Below are 19,742 nucleotides of genomic sequence, written 5' to 3'. Positions count from 1 at the left end.
ACGGGAGTTCCGCGCCGGGCCCGCCCGCTCACGCGGACTTCTTCGTCCCCGCGCTCTTCCTCGCCGACGCCGTCTTCTTCGAGGAAGCGGACTTGGCGGACGCGGACTTGGCGGACGCCATCTTCTTCGCCGGAGCGGCCTTCTTCGCGGCCGTCTTCTTCGCGGCCGTCTTCTTCGCCGGAGCCTTCTTCGCGGCGCTCTTCTGCCCGGTGCTCTTCTGTGCCGAGGACTTTCCCGACGTCCCCGAACCCTTCGCCGACGAGGCCTTCTTGGCGGTTCCGGAGCCGGCGGTTCCCGAACTCTTGGCAGACCCCGAACTCTTCGCGGAGGAGGCCGGCTTCTTCGCCGCGCCGCTCTTCCGCCGCCCCGACAGCTCGTGCACCGTCGCGTCGCCGCCCTCTTCGCCGCCCCGCGACTCCTTCGCGGCCTGCACGCTGTTCTCCAGCACGGCCATCAGGTCGACCACATTGCCGGAGCCGGACGACTTCTTCGCCGCCGGCTTCGTCTCCCCCTCCCCCGTGCCGCCCCGCTCCTTCGCCGCCACGAGCTCTTCGACCGCCTCGCGGTACTCGTCGCGCAGTTCGTCCCAGTCCAGCTCCCCCAGGGTGTCCATCAGCGTGTCCGCCAGGTCGAGTTCGGCGCTGCGCACGGTCACGTCGGCCTCCGGCGCGACACCGGCGGCGGACCGGATCTCGTCCGGCCAGAGCATCGTGTGCATCGCCAGCACGCTGTCGTACACGCGCAGCATCCCGAGGCTCTCCCGGCCGCGCAGCGCCAGCTTCACGACAGCCACCCGCTCCGAGCGCTCCAGCGCCTCCCGCAGCAGTGCGTACGGTTTCGCGGCGCTCTGCCCGTCGACGGCCAGATAGTACGAGCGGTCGAGCTGGATCGGATCGATGTCCTCGCGCGGGACAAAGCCGAGGATCTCCACCGTCTTGGTGGTCGGCAGCGGCAGCGAGGCCAGGTCCGCATCCGTCAGCTGCACGGTCTCGCCGTCCGCGGTCTCGAACCCCTTGCCGATCTCGTCCCGCGGCACCTCCTTGTCCTCCAGCTCGCAGACCTTGCGGTAGCGGATGCGGCCGCCGTCGGTCGTGTGCAGCTGGTGGAAGGAGACGCTGTGGTTCTCGGTGGCGGACACCACCTTGATCGGGATGGAGACCAGCCCGAACGAAATCGACCCTTTCCAGATGGAACGCATGATTTGTCCCTTCCATGGGACTCTCAGGTTATGCCGTACACGGAGATCGAGGGCCGCCGTCTCGCCCTGAGCAACCTGGACAAGGTGCTGTACCCGGTGGCCGGCTTCACCAAGGGCCAGGCGGTGCACTATTACGCCTCCGTGGCCCCCGTGCTCCTCCCCCACCTGCACGGGCGCCCGCTCTCCTTCGCCCGCTTCCCGGACGGCGTCGAGGCGGGCAGCTTCTACACGAAGCACGTACCGCCCGGCACCCCCGACTGGGTGACCACCGCCGAGATCACCGTGGCCTCCCGGAACCCGATGCGGCAGGTGCTCCTGGAGGACGTGGCCTCCCTTGTGTGGGCCGCCAATCTCGCCGCGCTCGAACTGCACACCCCGCAGTGGCGCGTGGAGCGGCAGGCCATGGCCGACCGGCTGGTCTTCGATCTCGATCCGGGCGAGGGCGCCGGGGTGCTGGAGTGCCGCACGGTCGCGGAGTGGATCCGCGACCGGCTCACCGCGGACGGGCTGACCGTCCTGCCGAAGACGTCGGGGTCCAAGGGGCTGCACCTGCTCGCGGCCCTGGAGCCCACGCCCTCGCCCGACGTCAGCGCGTACGCGAAGCGCATCGCGATCGAGGCCGAGCAGGCCCTCCCCGAGCTGGCGCTCAGCAAAATGGCGCGCGCCCTGCGGCCCGGCAAGGTGTTCGTGGACCACTCGCAGAACAACCAGGCGAAGACCACGGCCGCGCCGTACACGCTGCGCGCCCAGCCGTACCCCACCGTTTCGACGCCGCTCACCTGGGACGAGCTCGCCGGGGCCCGCAGAGCGGACGAACTCGTGATGCTCGCCACAGATCTGCCGGACCGCATCGCCGAACACGGCGATCTCCTCGGCCCGCTGCTGTCCCCCGGCGCGGCACGGCCGCTCCCCGCCTCATCGGCATGAGACGGGGAGCGGCCGGACTGCTGCGGCCCTACGGCCGGAGCGGGCTAGGTGTTGCTCGTCCCCCAGTCGTCGTCCAGCGGCGTCCGCTGCTGGCGCAGTGCGCGCACCTTGTCGCCGACCGTGTCCGGCAGCCGGTGCCCGACCTTGTCGGTGACGACACCGGCGGCCTTGGACGCCGCCTCCCGCCCCGACTGGGCGGCGGACTCGGTCACGTTGCGGACGGCCGGATTCTCGGCGACCTTGTGCGCGGCCTGCCGGAGCTTCTCGTAACGCTCGCGGCCGGCGCGCGTCCCCAGCACGTACCCCACGGCCACTCCAGTGGCGAACGTGAGCCGGTAGCGCATGGCTACACCCTTCTGTCGGTTCCTCTCACAGCCCCCGATCCGAACGGTCTCACCCTCCTGATCCGGGGCGGCACGGATACGGATTTCGGAGTACCCCCTGGCATGCGCTAATGTATTTCCCGCAGCGAGGGAACGCCCCCGGGAACGGGGCGCCGCGCCCGAGCAACGCAGTCCCGTGTAGCTCAATCGGCAGAGCAGCCGGCTGTTAACCGGCAGGTTACTGGTTCGAGTCCAGTCGCGGGAGCAGAAGAGAAGGGGCCCTCCGGGGCCCCTTCTTCTTGTGTGCGTCCCATGTGCCCACCGCCGTCGGGGGTTTCGCGCGGCGGCGCGTGAACACCTCGTCGGACGGGAACTTTTTCCGACCGGTGCCCGGCACCGGGAACCGATCACCCCGTGATCGAAGTCCTCCCCTGCGTACGGCTGCACCCGGCACGGGCGGCAGATCGTATGAGCAGCTATGCTGCGGCAGACGTGGCACGCACGTACACATGTACAGGGCGTGCCGCTTCGGGGCGGTAGCTCAGCCGGTTAGAGCAACGGACTCATAATCCGTCGGCCGTGGGTTCGAGTCCCACCCGCCCCACTTCTGCCCCTCTGCGCAGAAACGTTCACGCACGTGAGGCGCCTCCTCGACGCTCGCCGTCGAGGAGGCGCTGTGCGTGGTCGGCGAGTTCGACCTTGCGGATCTTGCCGGTGGCGGTCATCGGGAAGGCGTCGGTGAGCGCGATCAGCGGGATCTTGTAGCGCGCCATGCTGGTGCGGGCCCACTCCGCGAGGCCCTCCGCGTCCACGGCCGCGCCGGGGCGGCGGCGCACGAAGGCCACGGGCCGCTGGCCCAGTTCGGGATCGGCGGCGGCGACCACGGCGGAGGCGAGCACTTCCGGATGCTGGGCGAGCAGCATTTCGACCTCCGCGGGGAAGACGCTCATCCCCTTCACCTTGATCATGTCCTTGTCGCGGCCGAGGAAGTGCAGACAGCCGTCCTCGTCGAGCACACCGTTGTCCCCTGTGTGCAGCCATCCGTCGCGCAGTTGACGCGCTGTGGCCTCCGGGCTGTTCCAGTAGCCGCGCATCACGGAGGGGCCCCGTACGACGATCTCGCCCGTCTCGCCGAGGGGCAGCGGCTCGCCGGTCGCGAAGGAGACGACGGCCACATCGGTGCCGGGCACGGGCAGCCCGCAGAAGACGGGACGGGCGCGCAGATCGCGGTCGTCCTGCGAGAGTCCGAAGGGGGTGACGTCGCTCGTGTGGGTCTCCGTCATGCCGTAACCGCCTTCGCGCAGTACGGACTTCCGGCCTGCCGCCTTCTGCCAGTGCTGCCGCACTTCGGGGGTCAGCGTGCGGACGAAGGACACGGCGAGCGGGTCGGTCAGGGACGACAGGTCGGTGTCGGGCAGTGCCGGATGGCCGAGCAGTTCGAGGTAGTTCTCGACGGTGCCGACCATGGTGGTGGGCCGGTACGTACGGATGGCGGTCAGGGCGGCACCGGCGTCCCAGCGGGGAAGCAGAACTGTCGTACCCCCGGTGACGAAGGGTGCGAAGGCGGTGTTCTCGCCGGCGATCCAGAAGACCGGTATGTAGCAGAGCGCGGTGGACGGGCTGTCCGGGCCGCGTCCCGTGGTGCTCGCGACGGCGGCGAACGTGTAGATCATGTGCCGGTGGGTGTGCTCGCATCCCTTGGGCAGGCCCGTGGTGCCGCCGGTGTAGTTGAGGACGGCGAGGTCGTCCATGCCGGCCGCGTGCTGCGGCAGTTCCGCACATGGCGACGTGTCGTACCGCAGTGCCTCCTCCCAGCCGCCGGGCACGGTGAGGACCTGCCGTACGGCGGTCTCCTCCCGTACGTCCTGTACGCGGTCCGCCAGGTCGTCGCGGGTGATGACGGTGACGGCTCCGGAGTCGGCGAGTTCGTGGGTGAGTTCGCGGCGTTCGAACATCGGGTTGACCGGGACCAGGACCGCGCCGGCGCGCAGTACGGCCAGCAGTGAGACGACGTACTCGGGACTGTTGCCCAGATGCACGGCCACTCTGTCGCCGGGCCGTACACCGCCGGGTCCGGCGAGCCAGCCGGCCAGCCGTCCGGACTCCTCGTCGAGCTGTGCGTAGGTGTACGTACGGGGCGCGGGCCCGTGGAAGGCGAGGGCGAGCCGGTCGGGGTGCCGGTCCGCCCAGTGCGCCACGTGTCCGGGCAGGGTCATCTCGCCCAGCGGGAAGGTCACTTCGGCCGCGGCGCCCGCGGGGCGGGTCCGTGCCTGGCGTGCCCGCAGGTCCTTCAGATACGCCTCGATGTCCATGGCGGGGCTCCTCACCGGAAGGTCCGGAAGTCCGGAGGTCAGTTGTCGCCGGAGGTCAGTTGTCGCCAGAGGTCAGTTGTCGCCGGAGGTCAGTTGTCGCCAGAGGTCGCCGCACCGGATGCCGGTGCGGCAGTTGTCGGTTCAGCAGGACGGCAAGGTCAACGGGACGGTCGGTTCAGCGGGCCGTCGGTACAGCGGGCGGCCGGTTCACCAGGTGTCGATGAAGGGGCGCGCGGTGTGCGGGGGTTCGGCCGGGGCGGGCCCCGAGAGGGCGGCGGTGATCCAGCGGCGGGTGTCGGCGGGGTCGATGACGTCGTCCACGTCGAAGACCGTCGCGGCGCTGAGGGCGCGGCCGCGTTCGTAGGCGGCGTCGAGGAGTTCGTCGTAGAGGCGCTGGCGTTCGGCGGGGTCGGAGACGGCCTCCAGCTCGCGCCGGAAGCCGAGCCGCACGGCGCCCTCCAGTCCCATGGGGCCCAGTTCTCCCGTGGGCCAGGCGACCGTCGCGACGGGGGTGCGGAAGCCGCCGCCGGCCATGGCCATCGCGCCGAGCCCGTACGCCTTGCGCAGGACGACCGCGCACAGCGGGACGGTGAGCCGGGCGCCGCCCACGAAGAGCCGGCTGAAGTGCCGTACGGTCGCGGTCTTTTCGGAGTCGGGGCCGACCATGAAGCCGGGAGTGTCGACGAGGGAGACCACCGGCAGCCGGTGTGCCTCGCACAGCTGGAGGAAGCGGGCCGCCTTGTCGGCGGCGTCGCTGTCGATGGCGCCGCCCAGATGCGCGGGGTTGTTGGCGACGAGCCCCATGGGGCGCCCCTCGACGCGGACGAGCGCGGTGAGCGCTCCGGCGCCGAAGTCGCGGCGCAGCTCCAGGACGGAGCCGGTGTCGGCGAGGCCCTCGACGGCGCGCCGGATGTCGTAGGCGCGCACCCGGTTCTCGGGGACGACGTGCCGCAGGAGGCGCTGGTCGGCGCAGTCCCAGTCACCGTCCGGCGCTTCCGACGGGCCCTGGAAATAGGCGAGATAGCGGCGTGCCGCCTCCACCGCTTCGGCCTCGTCCTCGACGACGAGGTCGACGACGCCGTTGGGGGCCTGCACGGATATGGGGCCGACCTCTTCGGGCAGGCAGGCGCCCAGTCCGCCGCCCTCGATCATGGCGGGTCCGCCCATGCCGATGGTGGCGTCCCGGGTGGCGATGACGACGTCGCAGCAGCCGAGCAGCGCGGCGTTGCCGGCGAAGCAGCGGCCCGAGGCGATGCCGACGGTGGGGACCTGCCCGTTGAGCCGGGCGAGGGCGCCGAAGGTGCCCACGGAGAGGCCCGCGGTCTCTCCCGCGCCGAGGTCCGTGTCGCCGGGCCGTCCGCCGCCGCCCTCGGCGAACAGCACGACGGGCAGCCCGCGTTGGTGGGCGACGTCCAGCATGCGGTCGGTCTTGGCGTGGTTGAGGACGCCCTGGGTGCCGGCGAGGACGGTGTAGTCGTATGCGAGGACGGCGCACTGCCGGCCGCCGATCCTGCCGAGACCGGTGACCATGCCGTCGGCGGGCGTACGGGCGATCAGGTCGTCGAGGGAGCGGCGGCGGCGCTGCCCGGCGACGGTGAGCGCGCCGTACTCGGTGAAGCTGCCGGGGTCGCAGAGTCCTTCGACGTTCTCGCGCGCGGTGCTCTTGCCCTTCTCGTGGCGGCGCCCGACGGCTTCGGGGCGGGCCGCGTCAAGGGTGGCCTCCTGGCGGCCCAGGACCTCGGCGAGGTCGGGCCTGACGGTCTCCAAGTCGGCCTCGGGGCGGGCGTCCTGCGCGACGGCGGCGTCCTCGGAGGGGGTGACGAGTGCCAGCGTGTCGCCCTCGCGCACGGTGTCGCCGACGGCTGCCCGTACGTCCTTGACGGTGCCGGCGGCGGGTGCGGCGAGGACGTGCTCCATCTTCATGGCTTCGAGGACGAGGACGGCGTCGCCGGCGCGGACCGCCGTGCCGGGCGGGGCCTCGACGCCGACGACGGTGCCGGCGGAGGGGGCGAGGACCGAAGTGCCGTCCTCCGGCTGCCCATTCGGTCCGTCCCGCGACTCCCGCACGTCGGGCGCTTCCGGCTCCTCGGGCAGCAGCTCGGTCAGGTGCCGGTCGAGGAAGTCGGTGGTGCAGGCGGCAGCGGCGAAGTCCGGGTGCGCGAGGACGGCGCGGAGCAGGCCGGTGTTGCAGCCGGGCCCCTCGACGGTGAACTCGCCCAGGGCGCGCGCCAGTCGAGCCGCCGCGGCATCGAGGCCGCCGCGCGGGGTGTGGGCGACGACCTTGGCCAGGAGCGAGTCGTAGCGGGCCGTCATCTCGGCGCCGGCGCGACCGTACGTGTCGACGCGGATGCCAGGTCCGCTGGGCGGCTGGAAGGCGGTGAGGGTGCCGGAGGTGGAGCGGGGCACGCCGTCCCGGCCTGTGCGCTCCAGATTGACGCGCGCCTGTACGGCGTATCCGGCGGGCTCGGGTATCCGGTCCTGTGTCAGGCCCTGCGCGGCGAGGGACTCCCCCAGCGCGACGCGCAGTTGGGCCGCGACGAGGTCGATGCCGGTGATCTCCTCGGTGACGGTGTGCTCGACCTGGAGCCGCGGGTTGGCCTCGATGAAGAACAGTTCGTCGCCCTCGGGCGCGTCGAGGTCGACGAGGAACTCGACGGTGCACAGGCCCGCGTAGCGCAGTCCGCCGGTGAGGCGCAGCGCGGCGTCGGTCATGCGGCGGTGCAGACCGTCCGCGAGCGCGGGCGCCGGCGCGGTCTCGATGAGTTTCTGGTGCCGCCGCTGGATGCTGCAGTCCCGGTCCCACAGGTGGCTGACGGCGCCCGAGCCGTCGCCGATGATCTGCACTTCGACGTGCCGGGCGCGGCGGACGAGCCGTTCGGCGCACAACGCGCCGTCGCCGAAGGCGCGTTGCGCCTCGGAGCGGCAGCGCTCGAACGCGGCGGGCAGCTCGTCCGGGGCGCGTACGGGGCGCATGCCGCGTCCGCCGCCGCCGTGCAGCGCCTTGAGCATGACCGCGCCGCCGGGCCCCTGTCCGGCCAGGAACGCGCGCGCGTCCTCCAGCGTGACGGCGCCGGGGGTGGCGGGCAGGACGGGTACGCCGTGTTCGTGCGCGGCGGTGCGGGCGCGCGCCTTGTCGCCCAGCAGCCGCAGCAGTTCGGGGGACGGCCCCGCGAAGGCGAGGCCCGCTGCGGCGCAGGCCTCGGCGAACTCCGCGTTCTCGCTGAGGAATCCGTAACCGGGGTGCACGACGGTCGCGGTGCGCCGGGCGATGCCGACGATCTGTGCGGCGTCGAGATAGCCGTCCGTCGTGCCGTGGTCGAGCAGGTGCGCCTCGTCGGCGAGCCGGACGTGTGGCGCGTCCCGGTCGTCCGGGGTGTGCACGGCGACGGTCCGCAGGCCGAGTTCGGCGGCGGCGCGCTGGACCCGTAGGGCGATCTCGCCCCGGTTGGCGATCAGAACGCTGTGCTTGCCGGGCTCCTGCATGGGCGTTCAAGCCCCTTCCCTCACACGAATGCGGCCGCAGATCACGCTAAGTCCCCGCAGCGCACAGGGGCAGGGGTCGTACGCGGAAAGATCACGCGGCGGCGCGGGTCCGTACCCCTGTCAATGAGGGTTGACACGCGGAGACTGTCATCCTAGGTTGACAGCATGGCCGACACGGGAGCACGAGAAGCAGCGGACACCGCCGCGGCCGCCCTGAACAGCGATCCGCACGTGGGCCTGCGCGCCGTGGCCGCGCTGCGCCGGCTGACGGAGCGTCTGGAGGCGCTCCAGGTCGACAGCGCGCGGAGCCGGGGCTGGTCCTGGGACGAGATCGGGGCGGCGCTCGGCGTGAGCAGGCAGGCCGTCCACAAGAAGCACGCACGCAAGGCGGACGCGAAGAAGACGGCTCCGCGGGATCCGGGCACGAAGGGGAAGAGGTAGAGGCGATGTTCGAGAAATTCACCCGCCAGGCACGTCAACTCGTCGTGGGCGCACAGGAGGAGGCGCGCGGACTGGGCCACGGCTGGATCGGGACGGAGCATCTGCTGCTGGCCGCCCTGCGGCAGCCCGGCGACCCCGGCGCCGCGACGCTCGTACGGCTCGGGGTCACCGCCGAGGAGTGCCGGACAGCGGTGAAGGGCGTGGTCGGACAGGAGGGCGGAGCACTCGGTGAACAGGACGCCGAGGCGCTGAAGGCGCTCGGCATCGACCTGGACGAGATCCGCCGGCGCGCCGAGGGCGCGTTCGGCAGCGGCGCGCTGGACGTACCGGCGGAGGATCCCGCGGACAAGCGGCGCCGCCCGTTCCCGCTCGGCCGCCGCCGCGACCGGGACGGGGACGGCGCACCCGGCAAGGGGCACATCCCGTTCACGGCCCGCGCCAAGAAGGCGCTCGAACTGGCGCTGCGCGAAGCTGTCGCGCGCAAGGACCGGTACATCGGCGTGGAACACGTGGTGCTGGCACTGCTGCGCAGCGACGACAACATCACCGCGGCCCTCTTCGCCGAACTGGACCTCGTTCCCCGGGAAGCACGTGAGCATGTGCTGTCCGATCTCGGGGGAGCAGCCTGAGACAGGCCTAGTTGAATCTTGTACCATCGCATTCGCCCCTGGCCACCTACCGGTCCCGCCCCCGGAACAAGGAGACGACCGTGGCTTCCCAGATCGACGCCCGCCCCTCGGCCGGCCGCTTCCAGACCAGGAACTCCTGGCTGGACTCGCGGCACTGTTTCTCCTTCTCCCGGCACTGGGACCCGGCCAACACGCACTTCGGACTGCTGCTCGTCTCCAACGACGATGTCGTCGCACCCGGCAGCGGCTTCGAGACCCATCCGCACAAGGACATGGAGATCGTCACCTGGGTGCTGGACGGCGGCCTGGTGCACCAGGACTCCGAAGGGCACAACGGCGTCATCTACCCCGGCCTGGCCCAGCGGATGAGCGCCGGCACCGGCATCCTGCACAGCGAGAAGAACGACTCCTGGACGCTGACCGGCGAACCCGAGCACAAGGACCCGGTCCACTTCATCCAGATGTGGACGCTCCCGGATGAAGAGGGCATCAAGCCGGGATACGAACAGCTCGACATCAACGACGAGTTGGACAAGGACGGCTGGACCGTCGTCGCCTCCGGCATGCCGCGGCACCAGGACCGGCGCGCGATCTCCATCCGGCAGAAGCACGCGGCGCTGCACGTCACCCGGGTCCGCCCGGGGAAGACCGTGGAGCTCGCCACGGCGCCGTACGTCCACCTCTTCCTGGCCCGCGGCGTCGGCGACCTGGAGGGCGGCTACCCGATGGCCACCGGCGACTCGGTGCGCGTCACCGGCGCCGAGGGCCAGCGCTTCACCGCGGGTCCTACCGGTGCCGAGCTGCTGATGTGGGAGATGACCGCCGACGCGCGGGCCCGCTGAAGCAGCCGCGGCGGCTACGTCCGGCGGCCGGGCCCGGCCGTCGGAAGCCGTAGCCCCGTAAGGCATCATTCCGGTCATGGGGATAGTCGCCGGTCTGGACAGTTCAGCTGAGTACACACGCATCGTCGTCTGCGACGCGGACACGGGTGCCGTCATCAGGCAGGGGCACGCGGAGCACCCCGACGAGCGGGACGACCCGCAGTCCTGGCTGGTGTCGCTCGGCAAGGCGGCCGGCGGCGGTCAACTGGCCGACGTCCAGGCCATCGGCGTCTCCGCGCAGCAGCAGGGCCTGATAGCCCTCGACGACTCGGGCACCCCGGTACGGCCGGCGCTGCTCGGCAACGACAAGCGAACCCAGACCGCGGCGGCCGACCTGATCGACGCGCTCGGCGGACGCGAGGCGTGGGCACAGTCGGTGGGCGCCGTACCGCAGGCCGGGCACCCCATAGCCAAGCTGCGCTGGCTCGCCCGCAACGAGCCGGAGGCCGCGGCCCGGGTGACCGAGCTGATGCAGCCGCACGACTGGCTGGTGTGGCAGCTGCTCGGCCGCCCGCCGCAGCGCGTCACCGACCGGGGCGACGCCTCCGGCACCGGCTACTGGTCGGCCGCCACCGCCGCCTACCGGACCGACCTGATCGAGCTGGCGCTCGGTCACCAGGTGCGGCTGCCCGAGGTGATCGGCCCCGCCGAGGTCGCGGGCCAGACACCGGAGGGCCTGCTCATATCGGCCGGTACGGGCGAGACCATGGCGGCGGCGTTCGGCCTGGGTGTCGACTCCGGCGACGCGGTCATCTCCCTCGGCGCCTCCGGCTCGGTGTTCGCCGTGCACCACGAGGCACTCGCCGACCCGAGCGGCACCATCACCTCGTACGCCGACGCCACCGGCATGCACCTGCCCGCCGTACGGACGCTGAACGCGACCCGTGTGCTGCGCGGTACGGCGCAGCTGCTCGGCACCGATCTGGACGGACTGTCCGAACTCGCCCTGCAGTCCACCCCGGGCGCGTCCGGACTGGTGATGCTGCCCTATCTGGAGGGCGAGCTGACACCCCAGCTCCCGCACACCGCCGGCTCGTTGCACGGGATGCGCCGCGAGAGCATGCACCCGCAGCACCTGGCCAGGGCCGCGGTCGAGGGCATGCTGTGCGGACTGGCCGACGCGCTGCAGGTGCTGCGCGCACGGGGCGTCGAGGTGCGCCGGGTCTTCCTGCTGGGCCAGGCCGCCGAGCTGCCCGCCGTACAGGCAGCGGCACCCGGACTGTTCGGCGCGCAGGTCGTCGTGCCGCAGCCCGCCGACTACACCGCGCTCGGCGCGGCCCGGCAGGCGGCCTGGGCGCTGCAGGGCGGCGCGCAGCCGCCGCAGTGGCCGGCCGCGGCCTGCCAGGTCTTCGAGGCGGGCGACGAAATGGCGGTCGGACAGGCCGTCCGCCAGCAGTATGTGACGGTCCGTGAGGAGAGCCACCCGGGCGCCTTCGGCTGACCCGCGCACGGCGCTCCGGCGGGCCGGGTCACACCCGGACCGCCGGTCGGCCGTGCAAAAAGGTCAGTCGAGATAGCCGCGCAACTGGTCGGCGAAGGCGTGCTCGCGCAGCTTGTTGAGCGTCTTGGACTCGATCTGCCGGATGCGCTCCCTGGTGACGCCGAACAGCCGGCCGATCTCCTCCAGGGTGCGCGGCCGGCCGTCGGCCAGTCCGTACCGCAGCTGTACGACCTTGCGTTCGCGCTCGCCGAGGGTGGAGAGCACGGCCTCCAGATGCTCGCGGAGCAGCAGGAAGGCGGCCGACTCGACGGGCGAAGGCGCGTCGCCGTCCTCGATGAGGTCGCCGAGGTTGACGTCCTCCTCCTCGCCGACGGGCGCGTGCAGCGACACCGGCTCCTGCGCGAGCCGCAGCACCTCGGTGACCCGTTCCGCCGTCAAGTCCAGCTGCACGGCGACCTCTTCGGCCGACGGCTCGTACCCGCGCTCCTGGAGCATCCGGCGCTGGGCCCGCACCACACGGTTGATGAGCTCGACGACGTGCACCGGGACCCGGATCGTGCGGGCCTGATCGGCCAGCGCCCGGGACATGGCCTGCCGGATCCACCAGGTGGCGTACGTGGAGAACTTGTACCCGCGCGCGTAGTCGAACTTCTCGACGGCGCGGATCAGTCCGAGGTTCCCCTCCTGGACCAGGTCGAGCATGGTGAGCCCGCGGCCCACATAGCGCTTGGCGACGGACACGACCAGCCGCAGGTTCGCCTCGATCAGGCGCCGTTTGGCCATCCGGCCGAGGACGACCAACTGGTCCAGATCCAGCGCGAGCGCGCTGTCCAGATCGACGTCGCCCGCGAGCTTCTGCTCCGCGAACAGTCCGGCCTCGACGCGGCGCGCGAGGTCGACCTCCTCGGCGGCGGAGAGCAGCGGGATCCGTCCTATCTCGCGCAGATACTGCCGGAACAGGTCGGCGGACGGGCCGCTGCCGGACCCCGTATCCGGCCTGGCGGCTGGCGCTTCCGACTCGGCTTCGGGCGGACCCGGCTGCGCGGGCACGGCTTCGAGCAGGGACGCCTCGGTGCTTTCCGGGGGCGCCTGCGGAGCGGGTGGAGCGGGCGCGGGGGACGCTGTCGGGGCGGCAGGGGCCGCGGTGGTCAGGGTCTGGGTCTGCACGGGGGCGACCTCCAGTGTGATCGCTGCCGGTACGGGGGGCGGCGTGCGAGACGCGGACGACTGCGGCCATGCCGCATACCGTCCGACCATGCTGTGCGGATTCGCGGGGGACTCCGGCTCCTCCTGGCCGGCACCGCCGCGCTCCGAGGACTCAGGCACCGGGACCCAGTGTGGAGTACGACACACTCCCGCCACGAGGGGCGTGCGCCCGGTTTTTTGCCGGACCGGTGACGCCGCACGTACGGAGCGCGATGGCCTCCGGGGCGGCCCGCCGTCGTGACGCGGCACCCGCTGCCGCGGCGGGATGTGCGGCACGGCGAACCTGCCGGCGGTCTCCGCGCGAAGCGCCCCCGCGCGACGCGCTCGGACACCGCCCCGGACCGACCCTGCGGGGGCGCTCGCCGCTGCGGCGGGAAGAGGGGGCGGGCGGCCCCTCCGTCCGACCCCGCGTCCTGCCGGCGGTGTCTCCTTCGCGGCCGTCGGCCCGCGTCCGGGCCGCCCGGGCCGTACGGTCCGGTTACCGTCGCCGTATGCACGCCACCGACGGCACGACCGGTACGTACGACGTCTCCGACACCGAGCGCTGGGTTCCCGAACCGGACAAGCGGCCGGGCCGTACGGCCTTCCAGCGGGACCGCGGACGGGTGCTGCACTCGGCGTCGCTGCGCCGGCTCTCCGGCAAGACCCAGCTGGTCGCGCCCGGCTCCAGCAACCAGGCGTGGGACGCCAGTCCGCGCACCCGGCTCACCCACTCCCTGGAGTGCGCACAGGTCGGCCGGGAGCTGGGTGCCGCGCTGGGCTGCGACGCCGACCTCGTCGAAGTGGCCTGCCTCGCGCACGACCTGGGACATCCGCCCTTCGGGCACAACGGTGAGCGGGTGCTGAGCGACATCGCCCGGACCTGCGGCGGCTTCGAGGGCAACGCGCAGTCCCTGCGGCTGCTCTCCCGGCTGGAGCCGAAACGCTTCACCGAGGCACAGGACGGCAGCGGCCGGGTCTCCGTCGGGCTCAACCTCACCCGCGCCACCCTCGACGCGGCCACCAAGTACCCCTGGCCGCACGGCGGTCACCCCACGGACCCCGGCTCGCTGAAGTTCGGCGTGTACGAGGACGACCTGCCCGTCTTCGACTGGCTGCGGCGCGGCGCTCCCCCGTTCCGCACCTGCTTCGAGGCGCAGATCATGGACTGGTCGGACGATGTCGCCTACTCCGTGCACGACTTCGAGGACGGGCTGCACGCCGGGCACGTCGACCCCAATCTGCTGCTCGCCGAGCCCGAGCGGCGCGACATCTTCGGACTGGCCGCCGAGCGCTACGCGCCGGGCGCCGCACCCGCCGAACTGGCCGCCGCGCTCGACCGGTTGCTCGACGAGGAGTGGTGGCCGCACCGCTACGACGGCTCCGCCACCGCGCAGGCCCGGCTCAAGGACGCGACCAGCCAGCTGATCGGCCGCTTCTGCCTGGCCGCCGAGGGGGCGACCCGCGCCGCGTACGGCACGGGACGGCTGACCCGGTACGCGGCCGAACTGGTCGTCCCCCGCGAAGTACGGCTGGAGTGTGCGGTCCTGAAGGCCGTCGCCGACCGCTACGTGATGCAGCGGCCCGAACTGGAGCGGCTGCGGGCCGAACAGCGCACCGTGCTCGGCGAACTGGCCGAGGCGCTCGTCGCCCGCGCGCCCGAGGGCCTGGACCCGCAGTTCCGGGAGCTGTACACGGAGGCGGACGGGGACGCGGCACGGCTGCGGGTCGTCGTCGACCAGATCGGCTCCCTCACCGACTCCTCCGCGCGCTCCCTGCACCAGCGCCTCACTGCCGGCGGTGCGACACCGGCGTGAATGCCGCGCCCCCTGTGACACCCGCCCCCGTGTGACCGCCGTGCATCCCTGTGCACCGCTGTGCAGCTGTGCACCGCTGTGCACCGGCACAACGGGCGCCCCCGCAGACTGGGCAGCGGCCGCACGGGCGACGACGCCCGTGGACGGCACGACGGACCAGTGCTCTGCTGACCGCATGCACAGCCGTAGCTCCGTGCTCCGTGACATCGGCGAACTGCTCACCGCCACACGCTCCGGCTCCGGCGGTGCGCTGGTTCTGCGCGCCGCACCGGCCGCCGACGGCGAGGCACTGCTGCGCGATGCGGCAGCACAGTTCACCGACGGCACGGTGCTCCGCACCCGCGGCGTGGCCGCCGAGACGGACATCCCCTACAGCGGGCTGCACGCCCTGCTGCGCGCCGTGGACGTACCGCTGTCCACACCGCTGGGACGGGCACTGCGGCTGCAACCGGGCGCTGCGGACGAACTGTTGCCGGGCCCCGTGCTGGCCGGACTGCTCGCCCTGCTGCGCCGGCTGGCCGCCGGCCAGCCTGTGCTCTGCCTCGTCGCGGACGCCCATCTGCTCGACCCGGCGTCCCGCAGGGCGCTCGGTTTCGCCGCCCGGCGCCTCGGCCCGCCGCTGCCCGTGACGCTGCTGGCCACCACGGACCGCGAGAGCCCGGACGAGAATCTCGCGGGGCTGCCCACCCGTACCCCCGTGCGCGGTGTCGACGAACTCCGCAGCGGGCTGGCCGAATTGGCCGGCGGGGTGATCGGCGACGCGGGCGAACTGCTGCGGGAGGCGTCCCGACTGCTGGAGCCGCACGAACCCGCGGCGGCCGGGACCGCGCTGCTGTACGCGTCGGAGGCGGCCTTCGGCCTGGGCGACCGCGAGGGCTGCCTCTCCGCGCTGGACCGGCTGGCCCGCCTCTCCCCCACGGCCGGCGACGACCTCGTCCGCGCCTACGCGGAGGGCATGAGCGCCGTGATGGACGGGCGCTTCACCGAGGGAACCGGGCCGCTGCGCCGCGCCGTCGCCCTGGCCGCGCACGAGGAGCGCCCCGAACATCTGCTGCGCTCCACCGTCGCCGCGCTGGTGCTCGGCGAGGTACGGGCGGCCCGGGAGACCGGCTCGCGGGCCCTCGCCGCGGCGCGCGTCCGCGGCCCCGCCGAACTGGTCCCGCGGGTGCTGGAACGGCTGGCCTACGGCGAGTTGCGCACCGGACGGCACGGCCGCGCCCACGCGCACGCCGTGGCGGGACTGCGTACGGCGGAGGACACCGGGCAGCGCAACACCGCCGCGCACCTCCGCGCGGTGCTGGCCATGGCGGCGGCCGTCACGGGCGAGACCGAGGCCTGCGTACGGCACGCCCGCGCGGCCGGTCAGGCCGCCGGGCCGCACGGGCTGAGCGTCGCCGCGACCCTCGCCCAGTGGGCCCTGGCCCGGCAGGACCTCGGCCACGGCCACGTGCACGAGGCCGCCGAACGGCTGCGGCCCCTGATCCACGGCGGGCCCGCGCCCACAGGGCCCGAGCCCGGAGGGCCGCCCGGGCAGGGGCACTTCACCCAGCGCATGCTGGCCGTGCCCTGCTTCGTGGAGGCGGCCGTGTTCGCCGGCGCACCGGAGGAGGCACGTACCGCGCTGGACGGCTTCGCACAGTGGACGGCGGTGATGGCCGACCCGCTGGCACCCGCGCAACTGGCCCGCTGCCGCGCCCTGCTGGCGGAGGACCCGGAGGAGGCCGACGCGTACTTCGCGCGCGCTGTGGCGGAACACGGCCGCGCGGAGGGCGAGTTCGAGCGGGCCCGCACCCTGCTGCTGTACGGCAAGTCGCTGCGCAGACGGCGCCGCCCCGGCGAGGCCCGCGGCCTGCTGCACACGGCGCGGCTCGCCTTCGAACGCTGCGGCGCCCGCCCCTGGGCCGATCAGGCGGAGGCCGAACTGCGCGCGACGGGCAGCGCGGCGGCACGGCAGCCGGCGTCCCTGGCCGCGCTCACACCGCAACAGCTGCGCATCGCCCGGCAGGTGGCCGAGGGTGCCACCAACAGGGAGGTCGCGGTGCGGCTGTCGGTGAGCCCGCGCACCGTCGACCACCATCTGCGCAACACCTTCGCCGCGCTCGGCGTACGGTCCCGCGTCGAACTGGCCCGCGTGCTGGCCGCTGCGGAGGGCACCGACGCGGCGTGACGGGGCGTGAGGGGCGGGGGCCGCACGGGACGCCGGACAGCCGGCCGGCCGGGGTACGCCGGGCAGCCGCGGGGCGGCCGGTTCCCGCGGTACGGAGGTACGCTGACAAACTGTCAGTGAACCGTTCCAGCCACCCTGTCGCGCCCGAGGTGGAGGTCCCGATGCACCCGCCCGCGCGGACCGGCACACAGCACGCGCACCCCGACAGCCGTCCGGACCGGCCCGGCCGCGCCGACCGACCACAGGCCGGCGCCGACGCACAGGCCGTACTGCACCGTTCCGCCCGCAGCCTGCTGGACCGGCTGCCCGGGCTGGCGGACCGGGTGACGACGCTCCTCCGGCAGCACGAACCCGCTTACGGGGCACCCGCGTTCACTCACGAGGAGCTGCGGCGCGAGGTCCACCAGTCGCTGAGCTTCAGCGTCGGCTCGCTGCTGCGCCCCCGGGAGCTGCGGGAGGACGCGCACCGCTGCTCCCGGCGGATCGGCGCCGCGGGACCCGCGCGCGGGCTGCCGCTGGACGCCATGCTGCACGCGTTCCGCATCGGCGGCAGCGTGGTGTGGCAGGAGCTGCTGGACACCGCCTCGCGCCACGACCCGCAGTCCATGCGGCTGCTGGTCCATGTGGCCGGTGACGTATGGGAGTTCGTCGACGAGCACTGCGGCGTGGTGGCCGAGGCGTACCGCGGGGCCGAGCGGCGGCTGGCCTGGCGCCGCGCCAACCGGAACCGGCTGCTGACCGGCGCGCTGCTGGACGGCACCGCGCGCGTGGCGGACCTGCCGGAGGCCGCCGCCGTGCTGGGGCTGCCCCGGCACGGGCGGTACGCGGTGGCCGCGGTGACGGGTGCCGGACGGTCTGCCGCCAGGACGCTGCCCCTGCCGGACGGTCTGCGGGCGCTGTGGCATCCGGCCCCGGCCGAAGAGGGCCCGGACGGCACGGACTTCGCCCTCGTCCTGCTCGACGGGGCACGGCACGGTGGCGGCGACGGCGAGGACGGCCGCAGTCCGGCCGGTGCGCACGGGGACCGTACGGACCCGGCCCGTGCGGACGACGGCGCCGGCCCCGGGGCACTGGCCGGAGCGCTGCGCGCGGGCCGGACAGCGAACCGGACGGCAGGCCGGACGGGTCCGGCCGCCACGGAGTTCCGCGCCGGGGTCAGCACCGCGGTGGAAGGGCTGGCCGCGGTCGGCGAGGCCCGTACGCTCGCCGTCACCGCGCTGCGCACCTGCCCCGCCGGCGGCGGGGTCACGCTGCTGGAGGAGGAGATCCCGGCCGCGCTCGTGGCCTCCTCCCCCGGGCTCGCCGCCGTCCTCACGGAACGCGTCCTCGGCCCGGTGCTGCGGCTGGGCCACACCGATCGCGAGGTGCTGCTGGACACCCTCACCGCCTATCTGGAGTGCGACGGTTCGGCGCAGGCCACCGGGGTGCGGCTCTCCTGCCACCGCAATACCGTGCTCAACAGGCTCCGGCGGTACGAGCGGCTGACTGGACGCTCCCTCGGCAGTCCGCGCGAGGCGGCCGAACTGTCCCTCGCACTCACCGCGTGGCGGCTGCGGTGACGGGCCGCGCGGCGAACACCCCCTTCCCGCGTCCGCGCCGATGCGGGACGCTCGCCTGTGAACTCTGTCCGACGGGGGGACTGCGAGGAGGAATCAAGTGGTCGACGCACACCGCACGTTCGTCATCATCGGCGGCGGCCTGGCCGGCGCGAAAGCCGCGGAGGCGCTGCGCGCGGAAGGCTTCACCGGCCGCGTCATCCTGATCGGCGACGAGCGCGACCACCCGTACGAACGGCCCCCGCTGTCCAAGGGCTATCTGACCGGCGACGACGAGCGGGACAGCGTCTTCGTGCACCGCCCCGCCTGGTACGCGGGCGCCGACATCGAACTGCACCTCGGACAGCCCGCCGTACAGCTCGACCGCGAGGCGCGCACAGTCCGGCTCGGCGACGGCACCCGCATCCACTACGACACACTGCTGCTCGCCACCGGCGCAGAACCGCGCCGCCTCGACATCCCCGGCACCGACCTGGTCGGCGTGCACCACCTGCGCCGCCTCGCACACGCCGACCGGCTGCGCGGACGGCTGGCCACCCTCGGACAGGACAACGGACACCTGGTCATCGCCGGTGCCGGCTGGATCGGACTGGAGGTCGCCGCGGCGGCCCGTTCGTACGGCGCGGAGGTCACCGTCGTCGAGCCCGAGCCGACACCGCTGCACAGTGTCGTCGGGCCCGAACTGGGCGCCCTCTTCGCCGACCTGCACCGCGAACACGGTGTGCGCTTCCACTTCGGCGCCAGGCTGACGGGCATCTCCGGACAGGACGGCCTCGTCCAGCGGGTACACACCGACGACGGTGACGAGCACCCGGCGCACGACGTGCTGGCCGCCATCGGCGCCGCGCCCCGTACCGCCCTCGCGGAGGCGGCGGGCCTGGACCTGGCCCCGCAGCCCGGCGGCGGCATCGCCGTCGACGCGTCGCTGCGCACCTCCGACCCCGACATCTACGCGGCGGGCGACGCGGCCTCCGTCCAGCACCCGCTGCTCGGCGAGCGGCTGCGCGTGGAGCACTGGGCGAACGCGCTGAACAGCGGCCCGGCCGCGGCGCGGGCCATGCTCGGACGGGACGTCAGCTACGACCGGGTGCCGTACTTCTTCTCCGACCAGTACGACGTCGGCCTCGAGTACTCGGGGTACGCGCCGCCCGGCTCGTACGACCAGGTGGTGTGCCGGGGAGACGTCACCAAGCGGGAGTTCATCGCCTTCTGGCTGAGCGAGGGCAGGGTGCTCGCCGGGCTGAACGTCAACGTGTGGGACGTGGCCGAGTCCGTGCAGCAGCTCATCCGCTCCGGCGCGCACGTCGACACCCACGCGCTGGCCGACCCGGGTGTACCGCTGAGCACCCTCGAAAAGGAGTAATGCACACAGATCGCCTGTA

Annotated in this window: 14 protein-coding genes and 2 tRNA genes; 11 read left to right on the top strand and 5 right to left on the bottom strand. The window is 73.1% G+C overall.

The window, feature by feature from the left end:
- Positions 1 to 28 precede the first annotated feature (28 nt).
- Positions 29 to 1,198, bottom strand: coding sequence for a non-homologous end joining protein Ku (ku, locus tag AC3AGO_RS23525; protein ID WP_487822212.1), 1,170 nt, complete (start codon positions 1,196 to 1,198; stop codon positions 29 to 31).
- Between the two features lie 30 nt (positions 1,199 to 1,228).
- On the opposite strand from ku, the gene ligD reads away from it, so the two are divergent.
- Entirely contained in the window at positions 1,229 to 2,125 is an 897-nt protein-coding gene (gene ligD / locus AC3AGO_RS23520; RefSeq protein ID WP_487822211.1) for a non-homologous end-joining DNA ligase, read from the top strand.
- Between the two features lie 44 nt (positions 2,126 to 2,169).
- Here ligD and AC3AGO_RS23515 read toward each other — a convergent pair whose 3' ends face one another.
- Positions 2,170 to 2,469 (bottom strand): YtxH domain-containing protein, encoded by a 300-nt coding sequence (locus AC3AGO_RS23515; RefSeq protein ID WP_487822210.1) that lies wholly within the window; start codon positions 2,467 to 2,469, stop codon positions 2,170 to 2,172.
- A gap of 171 nt (positions 2,470 to 2,640) precedes the next feature.
- On the opposite strand from AC3AGO_RS23515, the gene AC3AGO_RS23510 reads away from it, so the two are divergent.
- Positions 2,641 to 2,713: transfer RNA gene (locus AC3AGO_RS23510), tRNA-Asn, on the top strand.
- A 265-nt stretch (positions 2,714 to 2,978) separates the two neighbouring features.
- Positions 2,979 to 3,052, top strand: a tRNA-Ile gene (locus AC3AGO_RS23505).
- A gap of 25 nt (positions 3,053 to 3,077) precedes the next feature.
- Here the strand turns inward: AC3AGO_RS23505 and AC3AGO_RS23500 are convergent.
- Together AC3AGO_RS23500 and AC3AGO_RS23495 are read right to left on the bottom strand one after the other, a co-directional pair.
- Complete coding sequence (locus AC3AGO_RS23500) at positions 3,078 to 4,760, bottom strand: AMP-binding protein (protein ID WP_487822209.1); 1,683 nt, start codon at positions 4,758 to 4,760, stop codon at positions 3,078 to 3,080.
- A 207-nt stretch (positions 4,761 to 4,967) separates the two neighbouring features.
- Positions 4,968 to 8,243: an acetyl-CoA carboxylase family protein gene (locus tag AC3AGO_RS23495; RefSeq protein ID WP_487822208.1), complete on the bottom strand. Its 3,276-nt coding sequence runs from the start codon at positions 8,241 to 8,243 to the stop codon at positions 4,968 to 4,970.
- Between the two features lie 165 nt (positions 8,244 to 8,408).
- On the opposite strand from AC3AGO_RS23495, the gene AC3AGO_RS23490 reads away from it, so the two are divergent.
- The 4 genes from AC3AGO_RS23490 to AC3AGO_RS23475 all read left to right on the top strand — a co-directional run bounded on the left by AC3AGO_RS23490 (position 8,409) and on the right by AC3AGO_RS23475 (position 11,635).
- Entirely contained in the window at positions 8,409 to 8,684 is a 276-nt protein-coding gene (locus AC3AGO_RS23490) for a hypothetical protein (protein WP_487822207.1), read from the top strand.
- A gap of 5 nt (positions 8,685 to 8,689) precedes the next feature.
- Positions 8,690 to 9,313: a Clp protease N-terminal domain-containing protein gene (locus AC3AGO_RS23485; RefSeq protein WP_487822206.1), complete on the top strand. Its 624-nt coding sequence runs from the start codon at positions 8,690 to 8,692 to the stop codon at positions 9,311 to 9,313.
- Between the two features lie 80 nt (positions 9,314 to 9,393).
- Positions 9,394 to 10,155: a pirin family protein gene (locus AC3AGO_RS23480; protein ID WP_487822205.1), complete on the top strand. Its 762-nt coding sequence runs from the start codon at positions 9,394 to 9,396 to the stop codon at positions 10,153 to 10,155.
- 76 nt (positions 10,156 to 10,231) lie between these two features.
- On the top strand, positions 10,232 to 11,635 hold the full coding sequence (locus tag AC3AGO_RS23475) for an FGGY family carbohydrate kinase (RefSeq protein ID WP_487822204.1): 1,404 nt from the start codon (positions 10,232 to 10,234) through the stop codon (positions 11,633 to 11,635).
- 63 nt (positions 11,636 to 11,698) lie between these two features.
- Here the strand turns inward: AC3AGO_RS23475 and AC3AGO_RS23470 are convergent, their stop codons facing one another.
- A complete protein-coding gene (locus AC3AGO_RS23470; protein WP_487822203.1) occupies positions 11,699 to 12,961 on the bottom strand; it encodes an RNA polymerase sigma factor in 1,263 nt (420 codons plus the stop codon).
- Positions 12,962 to 13,332: 371 nt separating this feature from the next.
- On the opposite strand from AC3AGO_RS23470, the gene AC3AGO_RS23465 reads away from it, so the two are divergent.
- From AC3AGO_RS23465 to AC3AGO_RS23450, 4 genes are all read left to right on the top strand, one after another.
- Positions 13,333 to 14,637: a deoxyguanosinetriphosphate triphosphohydrolase gene (locus AC3AGO_RS23465; RefSeq protein ID WP_487822202.1), complete on the top strand. Its 1,305-nt coding sequence runs from the start codon at positions 13,333 to 13,335 to the stop codon at positions 14,635 to 14,637.
- Positions 14,638 to 14,812: 175 nt separating this feature from the next.
- Entirely contained in the window at positions 14,813 to 16,804 is a 1,992-nt protein-coding gene (locus AC3AGO_RS23460; protein WP_487822201.1) for a helix-turn-helix transcriptional regulator, read from the top strand.
- A gap of 161 nt (positions 16,805 to 16,965) precedes the next feature.
- On the top strand, positions 16,966 to 18,363 hold the full coding sequence (locus AC3AGO_RS23455; protein ID WP_487824779.1) for a PucR family transcriptional regulator: 1,398 nt from the start codon (positions 16,966 to 16,968) through the stop codon (positions 18,361 to 18,363).
- Between the two features lie 97 nt (positions 18,364 to 18,460).
- Positions 18,461 to 19,723, top strand: coding sequence for an NAD(P)/FAD-dependent oxidoreductase (locus AC3AGO_RS23450; RefSeq protein ID WP_487822200.1), 1,263 nt, complete (start codon positions 18,461 to 18,463; stop codon positions 19,721 to 19,723).
- Positions 19,724 to 19,742 lie beyond the last annotated feature (19 nt).

This window comes from Streptomyces sp. BL1, from assembly GCF_057628045.1.
Note: the sequence above shows the minus strand (reverse complement) of the source record. Positions and strands in the feature narration are given on the sequence as shown.

Excerpts from the sequence above, each read along its gene's own strand:
- ku (WP_487822212.1), bottom strand. The coding sequence starts at position 1,198 with ATGCGTTCCATCTGGAAAGGGTCGATTTCGTTCGGGCTGGTCTCCATC.
- ligD (WP_487822211.1), top strand. The coding sequence starts at position 1,229 with ATGCCGTACACGGAGATCGAGGGCCGCCGTCTCGCCCTGAGCAACCTG.
- AC3AGO_RS23515 (WP_487822210.1), bottom strand. The coding sequence starts at position 2,469 with ATGCGCTACCGGCTCACGTTCGCCACTGGAGTGGCCGTGGGGTACGTG.
- AC3AGO_RS23500 (WP_487822209.1), bottom strand. The coding sequence starts at position 4,760 with ATGGACATCGAGGCGTATCTGAAGGACCTGCGGGCACGCCAGGCACGG.
- AC3AGO_RS23495 (WP_487822208.1), bottom strand. The coding sequence starts at position 8,243 with ATGCAGGAGCCCGGCAAGCACAGCGTTCTGATCGCCAACCGGGGCGAG.
- AC3AGO_RS23490 (WP_487822207.1), top strand. The coding sequence starts at position 8,409 with ATGGCCGACACGGGAGCACGAGAAGCAGCGGACACCGCCGCGGCCGCC.
- AC3AGO_RS23485 (WP_487822206.1), top strand. The coding sequence starts at position 8,690 with ATGTTCGAGAAATTCACCCGCCAGGCACGTCAACTCGTCGTGGGCGCA.
- AC3AGO_RS23475 (WP_487822204.1), top strand. The coding sequence starts at position 10,232 with ATGGGGATAGTCGCCGGTCTGGACAGTTCAGCTGAGTACACACGCATC.
- AC3AGO_RS23465 (WP_487822202.1), top strand. The coding sequence starts at position 13,333 with ATGCACGCCACCGACGGCACGACCGGTACGTACGACGTCTCCGACACC.
- AC3AGO_RS23460 (WP_487822201.1), top strand. The coding sequence starts at position 14,813 with ATGCACAGCCGTAGCTCCGTGCTCCGTGACATCGGCGAACTGCTCACC.
- AC3AGO_RS23455 (WP_487824779.1), top strand. The coding sequence starts at position 16,966 with ATGCACCCGCCCGCGCGGACCGGCACACAGCACGCGCACCCCGACAGC.